The sequence below is a fragment of the Streptosporangium sp. NPDC048886 genome (genome assembly GCF_055586905.1).
In genome coordinates, this window is sequence record NZ_JBVJHH010000044.1 from 67,610 (window position 1) to 83,986 (window position 16,377).

The window sequence follows — 16,377 nt, forward strand, 5'->3', positions numbered from 1 at the left end:
GCGAATGCTGAGCACCCGCCTGCGGTCCGGGGGGCGTTCAGGAGGCCGCCCCTGCGGTCCGGGCGGGTCCGGGCGGAGGCTCGGTCAGGAGGCGCCGCGGCGGTCCGGGCGGACGCTCTCCTGCACGGCGAGCCGGGCCAGCTCGACACGCGAGCGGATGCCGAGCTTGCGGAAGACCTGGCGCAGGTGGAAGGCGACGGTGTGCTCGCTGATGAACATCTGCTCGGCCGCCTGGCGGTTGGTCACCCCCTGGGCGACGAGATCGCAGACCGCGCGTTCGGTGCCGGTCAGGCTGGACCACCCCGACACGGGATGGTCGGTCCGGACCCAGTGGCGGCGCCGCTCGCCCAGTGCCCGCAGCCGGCCCCGCACCCGTGCCGCGTCGCGGATCGCGTCCACCGACCCGTAGCACAGCAGCGCGCTGTTGAGGCTGGAGACGGCCAGGTCGCGGGCGCCGGCGTCGGCGCCGAGCAGCACGCCGAGGTCCTCCGCGGCCGAGGCCCTGGCCCACGGGTCGGTGTGCTCGGTCATCGCGCGGACCAACGCGTCCGGATCGCGCTCGCGCACGCCGCGCGCGTGGGCGGCGGCCACCGAGGGGTTGGGCAGGCGGGGGTTGCGCCAGGCGATGCCCTCGGCCGCGTCCACCACGGCGTCGGCCCGGCGCTCGTCCCGCACCGCCATCGCCACCCGCACCAGCCACGCCGCCGCCGTCGGGTCGCTGGTCAGCGCCCCGGTGTGCCTGGGCAGCGCGTCGTAGACCTGGCTGAGCGAGCTCATCCCGCTCGCCGCGCCGCCGCGCGCCTCGCTGATCCGCCCGGCCGTCAGCTCCGAGCGCAGCCGCGCGTACGGCGGCGCGTCCCGCACCCCCCTGGCCAGGTCGCTCTCCAGATATCTGACCGCCCGGGGAAGGTCGCCCGCCCGCAGTGAGGCGGTGCCGAGCACCGACAGGGCCGAGGAGACGAGGACCGGCACGCCCAGGCTGCCGGCGGCGGTCAGCCCGGCCTCGGCCTGCTCGATCGCGCTGCCCAGCCGGCCGCCGGCGAGGTCGAGGCGGGCGCGGAGGACGGGTATCTCGGCGGCCCACTCGGCCTGCCCGGCGGCCTCCTCCACGGCACCGGCCAGCACCGTCTCCGCCTCGTCGAGCAGCCAGAGGTCGGTCAGCATCGTCGTCAGGACGGCCCGCGGCTGCGGGTGGCGCCCGCTGCCGGGCAGCTCCACGGCCTCGCGGGCCAGCTCCAGGCCGCGCGCGAGCCTGCCCTCGTCCCAGGCGAGCAGGGACAGCAGCACGAGGGTGTCGGCGGCCGCGCCGTCGGCGCGCTGGTGCCGGGGGGCCGGACGGGCCGGCCGGCCCTGCCCGATCTGCTGGCGCAGCGCCTGCCGTACCGGCGCGGGCACCGTGTCGACGATCGACCGCCACACCAGCTCGTTCCGGAACGCCAGCTTGTCGGAGGCGACCACGAGCACGCCGGCCGCGAGCGCCTCCTCCAGGGAGGGGAGCAGCGCGGCGGGCGGCTGGCCGAGCATCTCGGCCGCGTACGCCGGGGAGAACGAGCGGCCGAGCAGCGCGGTCGCCTCCAGCAGGTGCCTGGTCCTGGCGCTCACCTCCTCCAGGCGCCGCCGGACGGCGGCGTGGAGGCGCCGGGGCAGCGCCGTCCCGGTCAGCAGGGCGACGCCCGGGCCCACCCGCACGGCGTTCTCCTCACGCAGCCCGGTGAGGAGCGCCAGCAGCAGGGACGGGTCCCCGCCCGCCTGCGCCGCCAGCGCCGCCAGCTCCTCTCCGGGAGCCGCGTTCAGGGTGTCGGCGACCACCTCGGACACGGTGTCCTCATCGAGCGGGTTCAGCAGGATCCGGGTGGCCCCCTCCTGCTCGAGCAGGTCGAACAGGAGGCCGGAGTCGCCGCCGCCGGAGGTGGTACGGCGGGCCAGCAGCCACGCCAGCGGGTGGGAGGCCAGCCGCGACGGCAGCGTCCGCAGGGCCATGAGCGTGGCGGGGTCGGCCCACTGGAGGTCGTCCAGGGTCATCAGCAGCGGTCCCGGTCTCGCCCGTCTCTCCAGCGCGGCCCGCACCCGCTCGGCCAGCCACATCAGCAGGCCCGGCCCGTCGGGGAAGTCGCTCCTGGTGACGGCCACGGGGGCCGGTGACTCCTCCAGGGCCGACAACAGCGGTCCCAGCGGCGTCAGCCGTCCCAGCTCGTCGGCCCGGCCGGTCGCGACCGCCGTGCCCCGCGCGGCCGCGACGGTCGCCGCCTCGGCGAGCAGGAGGCTCTTGCCCATCCCGGGCTCGCCCTCCACGAGCAGCACGTTCCCGGTCGTGTCCGCGGCGGTCCCCAGCAGTTTGAGGATCGCCGCCCACTCAGGCTCCCGGCCGCGCATCGGCGTCCCCCGTATTTGAGGTCATACGCCTAGCTCTTTCCCGGCCGTTCCCTCCCGGCACACCCCATGAGGACAAAACACCCTAAACAACTGTCCAGGTCGACACCTTTTGTAGGATTTTTGTCGCTGTAGGGCGATCGGGGGGCCGGCCTGCCCTCGCGGGACCGTTCCGATCCGAGGGCTCAGCGCTCGATGAGCGTGACCTCCAGGGAGTAGTGCGAGGCCCGGTAGACGTGGGAGCCGTGTTCCACGGCCCTGCCCTGGTCGTCGTAGGTGGTGCGGAGCATCGTGAGCAGGGGCGCGCCGCGCCGCTCGTCGAGCAGCCGGGCCTCGGTGGCGGTGGCCGCGCGCGCCCCGATGCGCTGGTTGGCCACGCGCATCCGCACCCCGGCGGAGCGGAGCAGCTCATACAGCCCGCGCTCCTGGAGGCTCTCGGCGGTCAGCGGTGCCAGGCCGACGGGCAGCCAGTTGTGCAGCAGGGCCAGCGGCTCCCCGGCGGCGTAGCGGATCCGCTCCATCCGCAGCACCTCGGTGCCGGCGGCGACGCCGAGGATGGCGGCGATCTTCTCGTCCACGGGCCCGGACTCCAGGGCCAGCACCCGGGTGGCCGGCTCCTGGCCCGCCCTGCGCAGGTCGTCGTAGAGGCTGGTGAGCTCGACCGAGCGCTTGACCTGGCCGTGCACGACCTGGGTGCCGACACCCCGCTTGCGCACCAGCAGGCCCTTGTCGACGAGGTATTGGATCGCCTGGCGGATGGTCGGCCGGGACAGGCCGAGCCGGTCGGCGAGCAGGATCTCGTTGTCGAGCCTGGATCCGGGCGGCAGGTCGCCTCGCTGGATGGCCTCGGAGATCTGCTCGGCCACTTGGAAGTAGAGTGGCACCGGGCTGGACCGGTCCAGATCGATGGCGAGCTTCGCGGTCATCTGCCCTCCCGTGGATACGCTCCGTGATCAGGCTAGCGGACATCAGAATGTCATGACAAATCATGTTCAACGCTCCGGATGTGCCGTTGCTCCGGCGGGTCGCCGGCCGGCGTAGTAACCTGCCCATATGCTCGGGCGGTCGTCACCGACGCCGTGGACGCCAATATTACCTATTGATCCTGTAGGAAATGGGGGTAAAGTGGTGGTCTGGTCACATGAAGGAGCCGCCATGAGCCCGGAACCGGGGGCCGAGACCCCGCTGAGCGCCGCGGTCAGGGCCGCGCGCTGGATCCGCTCCGCGGCCGTGGACGACGGGCGCGGGCGGCACTGGCGGGCCAACCCCGACACGCGAGGCCGCTCGGCCATACCGGGCCAGCCGCTGTCGCTGTACTCCGGGGCGGCCGGCATCGTCCTGTTCTTCCTCGAACTCGCCGCCGCCACCGGAGACGAGGGCTACTTCGACGACGCCGTGGCCGGGGCCCGCTACCTCGCCGCCACCTGGCGGGAGCAGGCCGACCTCTCCCTCCACCACGGCCTGGCGGGAGTGATGTTCGCGCTCGCCGAGGCGGGGTGGGCCACCGGCGAGAGCTCCTTCGAGGCGGAGGCCGGGGCCGTCGCCGACCACATCGTGCGCAGCGCCCGCCCCGTCGACGGAGGGCTCGGCTGGACCGGCGACCCCGCGCAGCGCGGCGACGGCGGGATCATCCTCGGGCTCCTGCACGCCGCCGGCATCCTGGGCGTCCCCGCCTACCAGGAGATCGCCGTCGAGGCGGGCATGCGCATCGCCGACCTCGCCGTCCCCGGCCACCGGTTCGGCGACGGCGCCTGCGCCGACCTGCCGCTGGACGCGGTCACGCCCGGCTTCCTGTCCGGCACGGCGGGCACCGCCTTCCTGCTCGCCCGCCTGTACGGCCTGACCGGGCAGAGCGGCTTCCTGAAGGCCGCCAGGAGGGGGTCCGACTTCGTCCGCGCGATCAGCGTCGTGACGGACCGGTGCGCGATGGTCCCGCACCACATCCCGCAGGGCCGCGACCTGCACTATCTGGGGTTCTGCTCGGGATCGGCCGGGGTCGCGCGCATGTTCTACGAGCTGTACCGGGTGGCGGGCGACGCCGGGGATCTCGACTGGGTGGAACGGCTGGCCCGGGGGATCGTCCGCAGCGGCACCCCGGGCCGCCGGACGGACGGCTACTGGAACGTGGCGTGTCAGTGCTGCGGCGCGGCCGGCCTGGTGGAGCTGTTCGTCGGGCTCTGGGCGGCGACCGGCCGCCAGACCCACCTGGAGTTCGCCCACGAGCTGGGGACGGACCTCATCGGCCGGGCCACCCGGCACGACGGGCGGGGTTGGCGGTGGTACCAGGCCTATCGCCGGCTGCGGCCCTGGGAGGTCACCGCCGACACGGGATACATGGTCGGCGCGGCGGGGATCGGGGCCGCCCTGCTCCACCTGGACGCCACCACCCGTCCGCAGGAGATCCGGCGGCTCACGCTGCCCCCCGACAACCCGTTCCCGGCCATCCCGCTGCCCGCCGCGACGCTCCGCCACTCCTGAGCGTCATGGGAGCGTCCCCGCCGGGGAGGCCGGCGCCGCGGACGGTCGCGGCCCGGGACTCCCGGCGACCTGAGCCATGCGACCGCCAAAAGGCGATCAAACCCGTGAACACGATTGGTGATTCTCCATGACTACCACGCAGACCTTGCCTACCGTCGGTGCCGTGTTGACCCTTGACGACTTTCTTCCCGACCCGGAGCGTTCGGTGGTGGCGGTCGAGCCCGCCGTGCCGGGCGCGGGCCACTGGGCGGGCGCCCCGAGCGCGGTGGCGGACGACGGAGTGATCTACCTGGCCTACCGGCTGCGCCGCCCGGTCGGGGAAGGGCGTGGCTACGCTGTCGTCGTCGCCCGGTCGGCGGACGGCGAGCGGTTCGAGCCCCTGCTCACGATAGACAGGCGGGAGATGGACGCCGAGTCGCTGGAGCGTCCCACCCTGGTCCGCACCCCCGAGGGGCGCTGGCGGCTCTATCTGAGCTGCGCCACCCATGGGAGCAAGCACTGGCGGGTGGAGGTGCTGGAGGCCGGAGACCCGGCCGGGTTCGACCCCCGGCACCGCCGGACCGTGCTCCCCGGAGATCCCAAGACCGGCGTCAAGGACCCGGTGATCGTACGGCGGGGCGACGTGTGGCACCTGTGGGCCTCCTGCCACCCGCTGGCCGAGGCCGAGGAGGCCGACCAGATGGTCAGCGACTACGCCACCAGCGCCGACGGGCTCGAGTGGATCTGGCAGGGCGCCGCGCTCAGCGGCCGGCCCGGCGCCTGGGACGCCAGGGGCACGCGGATCGCCGCGGTCCGTTTCCTGGACGACGGGATCGTCGCCTTCTACGACGGCCGGGCCACGGCGGCGGAGAACTACGAGGAGAAGACCGGCGTGGCGGTGGGCACCGACCCGGGCGAGCTGACCCCGGCCGGGGACGGCCCCGCCGCGTTCTCGCCGCACGCCGGCGGCGGCCTGCGCTACCTGGACATCGTGGACCTACCGGGGGGCGGACGGCGGCTCTACTACGAGTACACCCGCCCGGACGGGGCCCACGAGCTCCGCACCGAGCTGCGCTGACCCCGAGGCGGCGGGGCCGGGCCGCTCCGGTCCGCAGACGCCCGGGGCGGCGCGGCCCGCCCGGAGGGCCGGTCCCACGCCGCGTCCCGCGTCCGCCCCGGGCCGCGCACCGCCGCTCCTACGCCTGCGGCCGCCCGTTGCGGGCCTGGCGCTGGCCGTCGGGGCGGGTGCCCACCAGGCCGCCGGAGCGCTCACGGGGGCGTAGCCAGTCGCTGAAGTCCTCGCCGGTCGTCTCCTGCAGCAGCGCCACGTCCTCGGCGAAGTAGCCGATCAGCCGCTCCCGCTGCTCCCAGGTGAGGGGCCGGCGGGAGCGGGCCCGCTGCTGCAGCCGCCGCTCCAGCGGGTCGGTCAGCGCCACGCTCGCCCGCGCCGGGAGGAACCGGCCGACCGCCGCCCCGGTCCGCAGCGCCCGAGACAGCAGCCGGTGGCCCCGCGTCGGCTCGGGATGGGCGGTGACGTTCTCCCGGGGGACCTCGGTGATGACGCCGGTCTCGACGCCGAGGAAGCGGCAGATCCGGTCCAGGGTGTCGGCGGGCCGGTCGACCAGGTCGCGGTAGCGGAAGACCAGCACCTGCTCGCGGGGGAACAGGGTGTACAGGTGCGCCAGCTGCTCGCCGTACCGGCCGAGCCCGCGATAGTGCCAGAACGGCGCCCAGCCCGCCCTGATCCGCCGCCCCTCCTCCTCGCACGCCCGCACCACGTCGCCGACCGGTTCCAGCCCGGCCGACCACAGGTGGGTCCAGTTGGAGTGGGCCCGCTCCACCGGGTCACGCAGCACCACGATCAGCCTGGCCTCGGGGATCGCGGCCCGGATGCGCCGCTGCGCCTCCAGGTCGTACAGGTAGAACGGGGTGGACTCGCCCCTGGGCGTGTCCGGCGGCGCCGCGCCGAACAGGGCCTCGTAGTCCGCGCGCCGCCAGACGTGCTCGCGGTAGGTCTGGGCGTCGCCCGGCCCCCCTCCGGCCGGCGGCGGGCCGTCGGTGAGGAAGAACTTCGGCTCCTTCACCGGCGACAGGAAGAGCCCCGGGTGGCGGGCCAGCGCCGCGTGCAGCGCGGTCGTCCCGGCCTTGGGGGCGCCGATGGTGAGGAAATCCGGTAGCGGCATCGTCATTCCCCTTAATTCCTACTTTTATTGGGGAAAATATAGGCTTCCCGGGACAAAAGCAAGGGCCCGGCGATGGGTGATCGGCGGGCGTCGGGGGGCTCGGTGACGGAGCTCCAGCCGTCGGCGTCAAGGTCGTGGAGGCCGGCGCCCCCGCCCCGCTCCACGGATCTGAAGTTGGCTGTCGTGCCACTCCTCGCGGCGGGGACATCGGCCCGCCGCGGACCACCAGGATACCCTCGCCGCCTCTCCGCCCCAGATGCGCGGCCCGTGCCGCCGGTGCCTCCCGGTGCGACGACATCGTCAACGCAGGTCCTAATGTCACGACAAACCATTGACAGCGCGGTAATGCGGTGGTTACAAACCAGGGACGGAGGATCCGGCGAGTCGACGCACGGAGGTTACCGATGAAGTGGACGAAAGGGCTGGTCGTCGCGGCCGCCCTGGGCCTGACCGCCCTGACCGGCTGCTCAGGCGGCCCGGCCGGGCAGAGTGGCGGCGAGCCGGCGGGCGCCTCGGCTCCGGCCGCGGCCAAGGCGGGCGCCTTCGCCGTCATCACCCACGCGGGCGCGGGCGACGCCTTCTGGGACGTGGTGAAGAACGGCGCCGAGGCCGCGGCCAGGCGGTACGGCGTCACGGTGAGCTACCAGGGCGACGGCGACCCGGCGCGCCAGTCCCAGCTCATCGACCAGGCCGTGAGCCAGAAGGTCGACGGCATCGTGGTCTCCATGGCCAACCCGGACGCGCTGAAGGAGGCCGTCGGCAAGGCCGTGGCCGCCGGGATCCCGGTGATCACGATCAACTCCGGCGGGGACAGGTCCCGGGAGTTCGGCGCGATCACCCATGTCGGTCAGTCCGAGGACGTGGCCGGGCGGGGCGCGGGGGACAGGCTCAAGGCCGAGGGCGTCGGCAAACTGCTCTGCGTCATCCACGAGGCCGGGAACGTGGGCCTCGACCAGCGCTGCAAGGGGGCGGCCGAGGGCCTGGGCGGCACGGTCGAGCGGCTCCAGGTCGAGGTGGGCAACCTCGCCGACGCCACCTCCAAGATCAAGGCCAGGCTCCAGTCGGACACCACAGTCGACGGCGTGCTCACCCTGAACCCGGCCGTCGCGGTCGCCGCCCGTGACGCGATCGCCGACGGCGGCTCCAAGGCCAAACTCGCCACCTTCGACCTGTCGGCCGACGTGGTCACCGCCGTCAAGGACGGTGAGATCCTGTTCGCGGTCGACCAGCAGCAGTATCTCCAGGGCTGGCTGCCGATCACCTTCCTGATCCTCTACCGCGACAACCTCAACACCGTCGGCGGCGGCCTGCCGGTCAACACCGGTCCCGGTTTCGTCACCAAGGACAACGCCGGACAGGTGGCCAGGCTCGCCGAGAGCGGCACCCGGTGACGGTGGCCGACGAGCGGCTCGCCCGGACGGGGACGGCCCGGCGGCTCCTGCTCCGGCCGGAGCTCGGCGCGGTGGTCGGCGCGGTCGCGGTCTTCACGTTCTTCGCCGGCCAGTCGGCCACGTTCCGCTCGGTCGAGGGCGTGGCCAACTGGCTGGATCCGGCCTCCACCCTCGGCATCATGGCGGTGGCGATCGCGCTGCTGATGATCGGCGGTGAGTTCGACCTGTCGGCCGGGGTGCTCACCGGCACCACCGGCCTGATCACAGTCGTCCTCGCCACCCGCTACGGCCTGGCGGTCTGGACGGCGATGCTCGTCGCGCTCGTGGCGGCCCTGCTGGTCGGCTACCTGAACGGGCTGATCGTGGTCCGCACCAAGCTGCCGAGCTTCATCGTCACGCTCGGCACGTTCCTGATGCTGCAGGGCGCCAACCTGGGCGTCACCAAGGCACTGACCGGGACCGTCCAGGTCGGCGGGCTCCGCAGAGCCGAGGGCTACGAGAGCGCCCACGCCGTGCTGGCCGGGACCGTCCCGGTGGCCGGGGCCGGCTTCCGGGTGGCCATCCTCTGGTGGCTGGGCGTCACCGCGCTGGCCACCTGGGTCCTCATGCGGACCAGGGCCGGAAACTGGATCTTCGCGGTGGGCGGCGACGACCAGGCCGCCCGCGCCGCCGGAGTCCCCGCCGAACGGACGAAGATCGCCCTGTTCATGACGACCGCGGTGGCCGCCTGGCTGGTCGGCTCGGTCATGGCGCTCCGCTTCACCTCGGTGCAGGCCAACTCGGGCATCGGCCAGGAGTTCGTCTACATCATCGCGGCGGTGATCGGCGGGTGCCTGCTGACCGGCGGGTACGGCTCCGCGGTCGGGGCCGCGATCGGTGCGGTGATCTTCGGCATGGCCGACAAGGGCATCGTGTTCGCCGGCTGGGACGCCGACTGGTTCAAGTTCTTCCTCGGCGCCATGCTGCTGCTGGCGACCCTCGCCAACCGGCTCGTCCGCCGCTACGCGGAGGAGGTGAGACGTTGAGCGGGACCGGCGCGCCCCCCGCGGGCGCCACCCCGGAGCGGCCCTCCCCGGAGCGGCCCTCGCCCGGCGGGCCGGGCGCGGACGCGGCGCGGGCGGCGGGCACCGGGCAGCCGCCCCCCTGCCTGCTGGAGGTCCGCTCCGCGGGCAAGACGTTCGGCGGCGTGATCGCGCTGCGGGAGGTCTCCATGCGGGTGTGCGCGGGGGAGGTGATCTGCGTTCTGGGCGACAACGGCGCGGGCAAATCCACGCTGATCAAGATCCTGTCGGGCGTCCACACACCCGACTCCGGGCAGTATCTGGTGGACGGGGCGCCGGCCGCCTTCACCAGCCCCCGTGACGCCCTGGACCGGGGCATCGCCACGGTCTACCAGGATCTGGCGATGATCCCGCTGATGTCGGTCTGGCGGAACTTCTTCCTCGGCGCCGAGCCGCGGCTCGGCCGGGGCCCGTTCCGCCGCTTCGACGTGGCCGGGGCCAGGCGCACCGTCCGCGAGGAGCTGCGCTCCATGGGCATCGACATCCGCGACGTCGACCAGCCGATGGGCACCCTGTCCGGCGGCGAGCGCCAGTCCGTGGCCATCGCCCGCGCCGTCCACTTCGGCGCCCGGGTGCTCATCCTGGACGAGCCGACCTCCGCCCTGGGGGTCAAGCAGGCCGGGGTGGTGCTCCGCTACATCGCCCAGGCCCGCGACCGGGGTCTGGGGGTCGTCTTCATCACCCACAACCCCCATCACGCCTACCCGATCGGCGATCGGTTCCTGCTGCTGAACCGGGGGACCAGCCTCGGCGAGTACGGCAAGGCGGACATCACCCGACAGGAGCTGACCGCCCTGATGGCGGGCGGGGCCGAGCTGGAGCAGCTCGCCCACGAGCTGGGCCGGCCTGCTCGGCCCCGGAGGTGACCATCTCGATTTTTCAAGTCCAGTGAGTTCCTTTCATCCTCGTTCGCCAGGGCCCTTGGTCGAGGCCGAGGTGAGGCTGCCGCGCGGCCTGCCAGGCACCACGGATCGGCATGAGAAGAGGCTCTCGGCAGACAGTCAACCAAGATCCGATGCCTCTACCGGAGAGCCTCGTTGCTGTCTTACCCTGCCGCGATACCACTGTCCAATCACACCCTAATCAGCCTCGCCGAGCTGATCCGCGCCCAGCGTGTCGAACGGCGCTGCCGCCGGCGGCGCCTGGATGCGGCCCGGCAAGCCCTGCTGGTGCTCGCCCACCTTCGCAACGGTGACACCTACGCGCGTCTGGCCGCGGGTCCGCCATCGGCACCAGCACCGCCTGGCGCTACGTCCGCGAGGCGGTTGACCTACTCGCCACGCTCGCCGACGACATCCCGGATGGATCGTGGGCGTTCCCCCTTGAATGTGGACACCTTGGAGACTGGATCTTGAGGTCCAGGGGAAGAGATGTCACTGATGGTGATGAAGAACTACCCGCCCGAGTTCAAGGCCGACGCGGTCGCGTTGGTCTTGTCCAGGCCTGACCGGACGATCACGTCGATCGCGAGGGACCTGGGGATCAGCCGCGAGACGCTGCGGTTGTGGGTACGCGCTGCGCAGACCCGGGGTGAGGGCGCTCCAAGTGCGACGGGGCGTGCCGCTGCTACCGGTAAGCGGGCGCTGCCGGGGCACATACCCTCGGACGACGTGCTGGAAGAGGAAAACAAGCAGTTCCGCGCCCGGATCCGGGAGCTGGAGCAAGAGCGTGACATTCTGCGCAGAGCCGCGAAGCTTTTCGCGGGCGAGACGAACTGGTGAGCCGCTTTCAGTTCGTTGAGGATCACAAGGCGCTCTTCGGGGTGAAGCGGTTGTGCCGGGTGTTGCAGGTGTCGCGCTCAGGCATCTACCGGTGGCTGAAGGGCACCGGTGCGCGGCTGGCCCGCCGCCTGGCCGATGAGGATCTGGCTGGGCGGATGCGGCGGATCCATGCCGGGCAGGAGGGCACCTATGGCTCGCCCCGGATGACAGCTGAGTTGCGTGCGGCCGGGATCGAGGTCAACCACAAGCGGGTTGAGCGGGTGATGCGCGAGTACGGCATCGTCGGGGTGCATCTGCGGAAGAAGGTCCGCACCATGGTGCCGGAGCCGGATACCCGGCCGGTGGCGGACCTGCTTCAGCGCGACTTCACCGCGAAGGAGCCGAACAGCCGCTACGTCGGCGACATCACTTACCTGCCTGTCGGAGGCGGTGCGTTCCTCTACTTGGTCACAGTCGTGGACTTGTATTCGCGTCGTCTGGTGGGCTGGTCGATCGCTGATCACATGCGCACCGAGCTGGTCATCGACGCGCTGCAGGCCGCTGCGCATACCCGCGGCGGCCGACTGGAGGGAGCGATCTTTCACAGCGACGACGGCGCGCAATACTGTTCGCGAGAGTTCGAGCGCACCTGCCGCCGGCTCGGGGTCACCCGCTCGCGCGGTGAGGTCGGAACCAGCGCTGACAACGCGGCGGCCGAGTCGTTCAACGCGACCCTCAAACGCGAGACCCTGCAGGGGGCGCGCCACTGGCCCGATGCCCGAGCAGCCCGCCTGGCCGTGTTCGGCTGGATCACCCGATACAACACGGTCAGGCGGCATTCCCGCCTCGGCCAGATCAGCCCGGTCGATTACGAGAAAGCTGCAGGTAGCCTGAAGCCCGCCGCCTGAATTCGGTGTCCACGTTCAGGGGGGAGCCCCCGTGAGGTCGCCGGTTTCCTTGTTGACGGGGCCGAGCCCATCAGCATGAACAGCCGCTCCAAGCCGTGCTCGGCCACCTTACCCGGCCGGTAGGGCGTGACGGCGGGGTCACCGTATGCCATGCCGCCGTCCGTGTTGACGCCCGCGTCGATGCGCCGGTCGCGGTACATGGCCTCCCCGGCGATGAAGCCGCCGAGGGAGTGGCCGAACATGTCGACCTTGCCCAGGTCGAGCGCCCGGCCCAGTGCCGCACGCGCAACCCCTCTGGGCGCCACTGTGCGGTGGCGGTCGACCAGACGGATTCCCCCGTGCAGGGGATGTCGGTCCCCTGCACGGGGACGCCCGACCAGGGGTGCACCGGCGAGAACTACCGCGCGGTCGGTGCCCTCCCGCAACAGTTCAAGGACGTGGCGCCGTATCCGGCTCGCAGGCTCGGCACCGCCCAGCGCCGGGCGCTCGCAGCCACCTTCGCCGCTGCCGTGGACGCCGCCGCCCGACGCAACCCCAAAGCCATCCACTACAGACATTGCCGGACGAGCTGGGACTGCGCGGCGGCCACGCCATCGTGGCAGTCGCCCAACTGCCAGAGCTTCGAGATCAATGGGGCGAGGACTGACAGCTGCCGCGATGGCGGCGGTGATATGACACGGTGACAGCGGCCAGCAGCGGGCCCCACAGCAGCAGCGGTGCGTAGCAGGCATACATGAAGCTCCGGTAGCCGCCGTGGGGTGCCGGCTCCTCGTATGTCACGAACATCATCACGGCCAACTGTGACCACCACGGCAGAGTCATGGTCGCGGCACCTGCGGCTGCGGGGATCACCGCAGCCCATGGCCGAACGGTCTTGCCGCCGATGAACGGGATCCAGCGCGGGACCACCTCACCCCACGGTCGGACCAGGCCGATCGTCATGAACCCGGACAGCTCGACAAGCAGGCTGATCCCGATCATGTACAGGATGCCCCAACCAGGAGAGTGGTAGCCCTCGAGTAACTCCCGCTCGCTGATCCCGAGGGGAACCCCGACGGCGAGGGCGGCCCGCCACAGACTGAAGGCACGGTGCTGGCCACCGCCATGTGAGCGGCGACGCGCGCCCAGGCGGGCGGCGGTACAACGGGCAGGGCAGGGAGGGCGGTCACCGGCGTGATCATGGGCATGACTCTGCCTCACGCCCGGCCTCCACCACTTTCCACGGCAGGGCCAGTACCTTCCCCCGCGCGGGGGACGCTCGGCGACGCCCGGCCCCGCCTACCGTTGCCATGGAGGCTGAGTCGGACAGAGGCTGATCGCGCCGGAGCCCCGTCTAGAGGGAGGGCATGGGGGAGGCGGCGCAGTTCATCCCGGGCCGCCCTGCTGGCGGCGATGGCTGGTGACGACTTCGACGAGGCAGCCGGAGGCGAGGCGGACGTCGCAGCGCGCCGCCGTCTTGCCCACATTGAAAACTTTGATCTACTAGGCTGTTAAGTGATAAAGGTTGATCGGTGCGATTCCAAGGTGCGGCGGTGACAGCCCGCCGGTTCCGCCGGTTTCGGCAGGACGACTCGGTGCGAATCCGGGCCACGCGGTGACACCCCGCCACCTCTCGGGCCGGTTCCGGCCCCTGATCCTTCGTGCGGCGAGGTTCGTCCTCCTGCTATCGAGAGGTGATGTCGCATGTTCACCGGAAACATCCAGGAAATCGGCACAGTAGTGGCCGTCGACGAGGCGCGCATCGCGGTCAGCGCTCCCATGGCCGCCGCTGGCGCGCCGGGCTCGATCTGCCTGAACGGCGTGGGCCTGACCGTCGTACAGACCGAGCACGGGACGCAGGTACTGGAAGCCATGCTGTCGGCCGACACCCGACGCAGATCGACCCTCGACCAGATCCAGCCAGGCACACGGGTCAACGTGGAAACTCCTCTGGCGCTGAACGACCCGCTCGCCGGCCACCTGGTCCAGGGCAACGTGGACGCCGTGGGCAAAATCGTGCGGATCGATGACGAGGGAGCGACACGGCGCTTGTGGATCAAACCGCCCGAGCGCTTTCTTCCGCTGGTCAAGGGGCAGATCGCGGTCGACGGCGTCAGCCTCACCGTCGCCGAGGTGTCCCGTGACCGATTCTCGGTGGCGCTGATTCCGCTGACGCTGCAGGCCACCACACTGTCGGAGCTATCTGTCGGGGATCGAGTGAACCTGGAACCCGACCTGGTCATCCGTCTGGCGCGGCGCCGGTCGCCCGACCTGGCGCAGGCGGTGACCGGGGTGGTCGCGGCGCTTCCGTGGGCCGGACGGCTGTCCGGCGGACGTGGGGTGCAGCAGGCACTCGCCCAGCTCGCCGCCGGAGGAGCCGTGGTGATCTGGGATCCCGATCGGGAAGGCGAAGGAGACGTGGTGTTCGCGGGAGCGCGTATACGCCCGGAGGCGTTCACCTTCCTGCTCACCCAGGTGTGCGGCCATCCGACCGTGCCGTGCGCTCTCGAGGTCCTGGACCGACTGGAGATCGACCCCACCCCCGGCCCCGGCGACCGGCACGGTACCCGCCCGCACATCCCAGTGGACCTGGCCGCCGGGACCGGGACCGGGGTGTCGGCCTCCGAACGCGCCGCGACCGTCCGCCGCCTGGCCCACCCGGATGCCAGGTCGACCGACTTCCTGCGGCCCGGACACGTCTTCCCGCTTGCCGCTCGCCCGGGAGGGCTCTCCGAACGCGCCGGTCACACCGAGGCCACCGTCGCCATGTGCGTGGCGGCCGGGCTGCCGCCCGTCGGAGTGTGCTGCGAGGTCATGAACCCCGACGGCACCATGGCGCAGGCTGCTGACCTGGAGATCGTCGCCCTGCAGTGGGGCCTTCCCCTGCTGGATGTGGCCGATCTGAGGAAGCACCTGTGACCACAGCCGACCGTGACTTTCATGACGATCCCCGCTTCTTCGAGGGCCACCAGAGCCTCAGGTAGTCCGGCAGGGGATCAATGACCTCATCGAGATCCCGGCCCTGCACCGGATGCTTCCAGCGGTAGCGGGCGCCTAGCGCTGCGTTCCTCAAAGCAGGTAGGTGAAACGGCGGCGGCGTTGACGAGGCTCGGGAGCCGGGCGGCCCCAGATCCAGGGGCGGGCGCGGGTGTTGAGCTGCGCGGTCGCCACGGCGGTGGCGTAGATGATCTCGTCGGGGTCGGCGAAGGTCTGCCCGGCCAGGGCCTGGCGGCGGAGGATGCGCCACCAGGCTTCTGCGGCGAAGTGGGGGTCATGGCTGGTGGCCCAGGAGCGGGTGCGGCGCCAGCGCGATGATCTGCGAGCGCTCGGCCTCGCTGATCCGCCGTTTGCGGCCGACACCGGGCCGATCTCCCAATCCGTCCACGCCTTCGACGTTGAAGCGCGTCAGCCGGTAGCGCACCGTCTTCTCCGCGCAGCCGAGCTCGCGGGCGATCTACGGCACCCGTAGCCGCTCCCAGCTCAACGCGATGATCTGAGCCCTGCGGATCCGGTCGGCCGGAGCGTGCCGGGCACCGGCCAGTTTGCGGATCTTGCGTTCCTCGATCGCGTCCTTCGGTGCCCACGCGAACAGGAGCTTCGGCACCGCCTCACCGCCTGTCAACGACCCGCTGGGCCCTGATAGTACGGCTAATCTAGCCGCCCAAGAAGGAACGAAGCATTAGGTCGTCGCCCTGGGCTGCGGGGCGGGCACGCCGGCCCGCAGCCTGCCGAGGTGGGAGCGGCGCACGTCCCGGTGGTGGACTTCTCCCGGCGGATGCTTGCGCTGGCCACCCGCTATCCCCCGTCCGCTGTCTGCAGACGGACCTGGAACGGCGCACGCTGCCCGCCCGCTCGGCCGATCTGGTCGTCATCGGTCGCCACGCCCCGGTCAGCCGCGGGATGGCCAGGCACAGGGGGGCTGGCGCGGTCCAACGTCCCTCCAGGTCACCGAGTAGCTCTCCGGTGGGTCACGGCTGTAGTCGGTGACTGTCTATCTTCGCCGCGGCGTCGCGGAGCAGCCCGGGGGTCAGCCGGCGGTGGACCGCGGACAACGGAGGCCACACGCTGTGGCCCAGGCGCCGGTCATAGCGCAGGAAGGTCCCCAGCGACACCCGTCCATCGGTTGCCTGTACGAGAAGGTTGCCGGTCAGAAACCAGGAAGCGGTCTCGAGCCGGATCCAGTCTTCGCCACGTCCGGCGATCCGCCATCCGGCCACGGTGTCCGGCGATCGTCCCCGGCTGAGCCGGAGACCGAGGAGACCACGCCAGATCAGCCGCTCGGCGGCACTGGGGACGTCGCCGAACATCGCCCGGGCCCACCGCTCCGG

At 71.9% G+C, this 16,377-nt stretch carries 14 protein-coding genes and 2 pseudogenes; 8 read left to right on the forward strand and 8 right to left on the reverse strand.

The window, feature by feature from the left end; translation table 11 throughout:
* Positions 1–84: 84 nt before the first annotated feature.
* Complete coding sequence (locus ACZ6R6_RS39495) at positions 85–2,373, reverse strand: helix-turn-helix transcriptional regulator (RefSeq protein ID WP_470102053.1); 2,289 nt, start codon at positions 2,371–2,373, stop codon at positions 85–87.
* A gap of 182 nt (positions 2,374–2,555) precedes the next feature.
* Entirely contained in the window at positions 2,556–3,296 is a 741-nt protein-coding gene (locus tag ACZ6R6_RS39500; RefSeq protein WP_306874503.1) for a GntR family transcriptional regulator, read from the reverse strand.
* Positions 3,297–3,525: 229 nt separating this feature from the next.
* Between ACZ6R6_RS39500 and ACZ6R6_RS39505 the strand changes: the two genes are divergently transcribed.
* Both ACZ6R6_RS39505 and ACZ6R6_RS39510 read left to right on the forward strand, forming a co-directional pair.
* Positions 3,526–4,848: a lanthionine synthetase LanC family protein gene (locus ACZ6R6_RS39505; protein WP_470102054.1), complete on the forward strand. Its 1,323-nt coding sequence runs from the start codon at positions 3,526–3,528 to the stop codon at positions 4,846–4,848.
* A gap of 163 nt (positions 4,849–5,011) precedes the next feature.
* Positions 5,012–5,905 (forward strand): hypothetical protein, encoded by an 894-nt coding sequence (locus ACZ6R6_RS39510; protein WP_470102055.1) that lies wholly within the window; start codon positions 5,012–5,014, stop codon positions 5,903–5,905.
* Positions 5,906–6,023: 118 nt separating this feature from the next.
* Here ACZ6R6_RS39510 and ACZ6R6_RS39515 read toward each other — a convergent pair whose 3' ends face one another.
* A complete protein-coding gene (locus ACZ6R6_RS39515; RefSeq protein ID WP_470102056.1) occupies positions 6,024–7,010 on the reverse strand; it encodes a sulfotransferase family protein in 987 nt (328 codons plus the stop codon).
* Between the two features lie 404 nt (positions 7,011–7,414).
* Here ACZ6R6_RS39515 and ACZ6R6_RS39520 point away from each other — a divergent pair, with 404 nt between their 5' ends.
* The 5 genes and pseudogenes from ACZ6R6_RS39520 to ACZ6R6_RS39540 all read left to right on the forward strand — a co-directional run bounded on the left by ACZ6R6_RS39520 (position 7,415) and on the right by ACZ6R6_RS39540 (position 12,070).
* A complete protein-coding gene (locus tag ACZ6R6_RS39520; protein ID WP_470102057.1) occupies positions 7,415–8,401 on the forward strand; it encodes a sugar ABC transporter substrate-binding protein in 987 nt (328 codons plus the stop codon).
* Positions 8,398–9,426 carry an ABC transporter permease gene (locus ACZ6R6_RS39525; protein ID WP_470102058.1) on the forward strand — a complete coding sequence of 343 codons (1,029 nt, stop codon included), beginning with the start codon at positions 8,398–8,400 and terminating at the stop codon, positions 9,424–9,426. Before ACZ6R6_RS39520 ends, ACZ6R6_RS39525 begins: the two co-directional genes overlap by 4 nt.
* 122 nt (positions 9,427–9,548) lie before the next feature.
* Complete coding sequence (locus ACZ6R6_RS39530; protein ID WP_470102066.1) at positions 9,549–10,328, forward strand: ATP-binding cassette domain-containing protein; 780 nt, start codon at positions 9,549–9,551, stop codon at positions 10,326–10,328.
* Between the two features lie 171 nt (positions 10,329–10,499).
* Positions 10,500–10,759 (forward strand): annotated as a pseudogene (locus ACZ6R6_RS39535) (helix-turn-helix domain-containing protein); the annotation flags it as partial.
* Positions 10,760–10,841: 82 nt separating this feature from the next.
* Positions 10,842–12,070 (forward strand): IS3 family transposase gene (locus ACZ6R6_RS39540; protein WP_470102067.1). Its coding sequence is split into 2 segments (ribosomal slippage): positions 10,842–11,157 and positions 11,157–12,070, totalling 1,230 coding nucleotides; the frame shifts between segments, so codons are not numbered across the junction.
* Here the strand turns inward: ACZ6R6_RS39540 and ACZ6R6_RS39545 are convergent.
* Together ACZ6R6_RS39545 and ACZ6R6_RS39550 are read right to left on the reverse strand one after the other, a co-directional pair.
* On the reverse strand, positions 12,031–12,627 hold the full coding sequence (locus tag ACZ6R6_RS39545) for a hypothetical protein (protein WP_470102059.1): 597 nt from the start codon (positions 12,625–12,627) through the stop codon (positions 12,031–12,033). The genes ACZ6R6_RS39540 and ACZ6R6_RS39545 overlap by 40 nt on opposite strands.
* 70 nt (positions 12,628–12,697) lie before the next feature.
* Entirely contained in the window at positions 12,698–13,051 is a 354-nt protein-coding gene (locus ACZ6R6_RS39550; RefSeq protein WP_470102060.1) for a hypothetical protein, read from the reverse strand.
* A gap of 702 nt (positions 13,052–13,753) precedes the next feature.
* On the opposite strand from ACZ6R6_RS39550, the gene ACZ6R6_RS39555 reads away from it, so the two are divergent.
* On the forward strand, positions 13,754–14,968 hold the full coding sequence (locus tag ACZ6R6_RS39555) for a riboflavin synthase (RefSeq protein WP_470102061.1): 1,215 nt from the start codon (positions 13,754–13,756) through the stop codon (positions 14,966–14,968).
* A gap of 352 nt (positions 14,969–15,320) precedes the next feature.
* Here ACZ6R6_RS39555 and ACZ6R6_RS39560 read toward each other — a convergent pair whose 3' ends face one another.
* The 3 genes and pseudogenes from ACZ6R6_RS39560 to ACZ6R6_RS39570 form a co-directional block, all read right to left on the reverse strand.
* Positions 15,321–15,470, reverse strand: coding sequence for a helix-turn-helix domain-containing protein (locus tag ACZ6R6_RS39560; RefSeq protein ID WP_470102062.1), 150 nt, complete (start codon positions 15,468–15,470; stop codon positions 15,321–15,323).
* A 33-nt stretch (positions 15,471–15,503) separates the two neighbouring features.
* Positions 15,504–15,653, reverse strand: coding sequence for a hypothetical protein (locus ACZ6R6_RS39565; RefSeq protein WP_470102063.1), 150 nt, complete (start codon positions 15,651–15,653; stop codon positions 15,504–15,506).
* A 364-nt stretch (positions 15,654–16,017) separates the two neighbouring features.
* A pseudogene (locus tag ACZ6R6_RS39570) lies at positions 16,018–16,377 on the reverse strand (DUF2867 domain-containing protein); the annotation flags it as partial.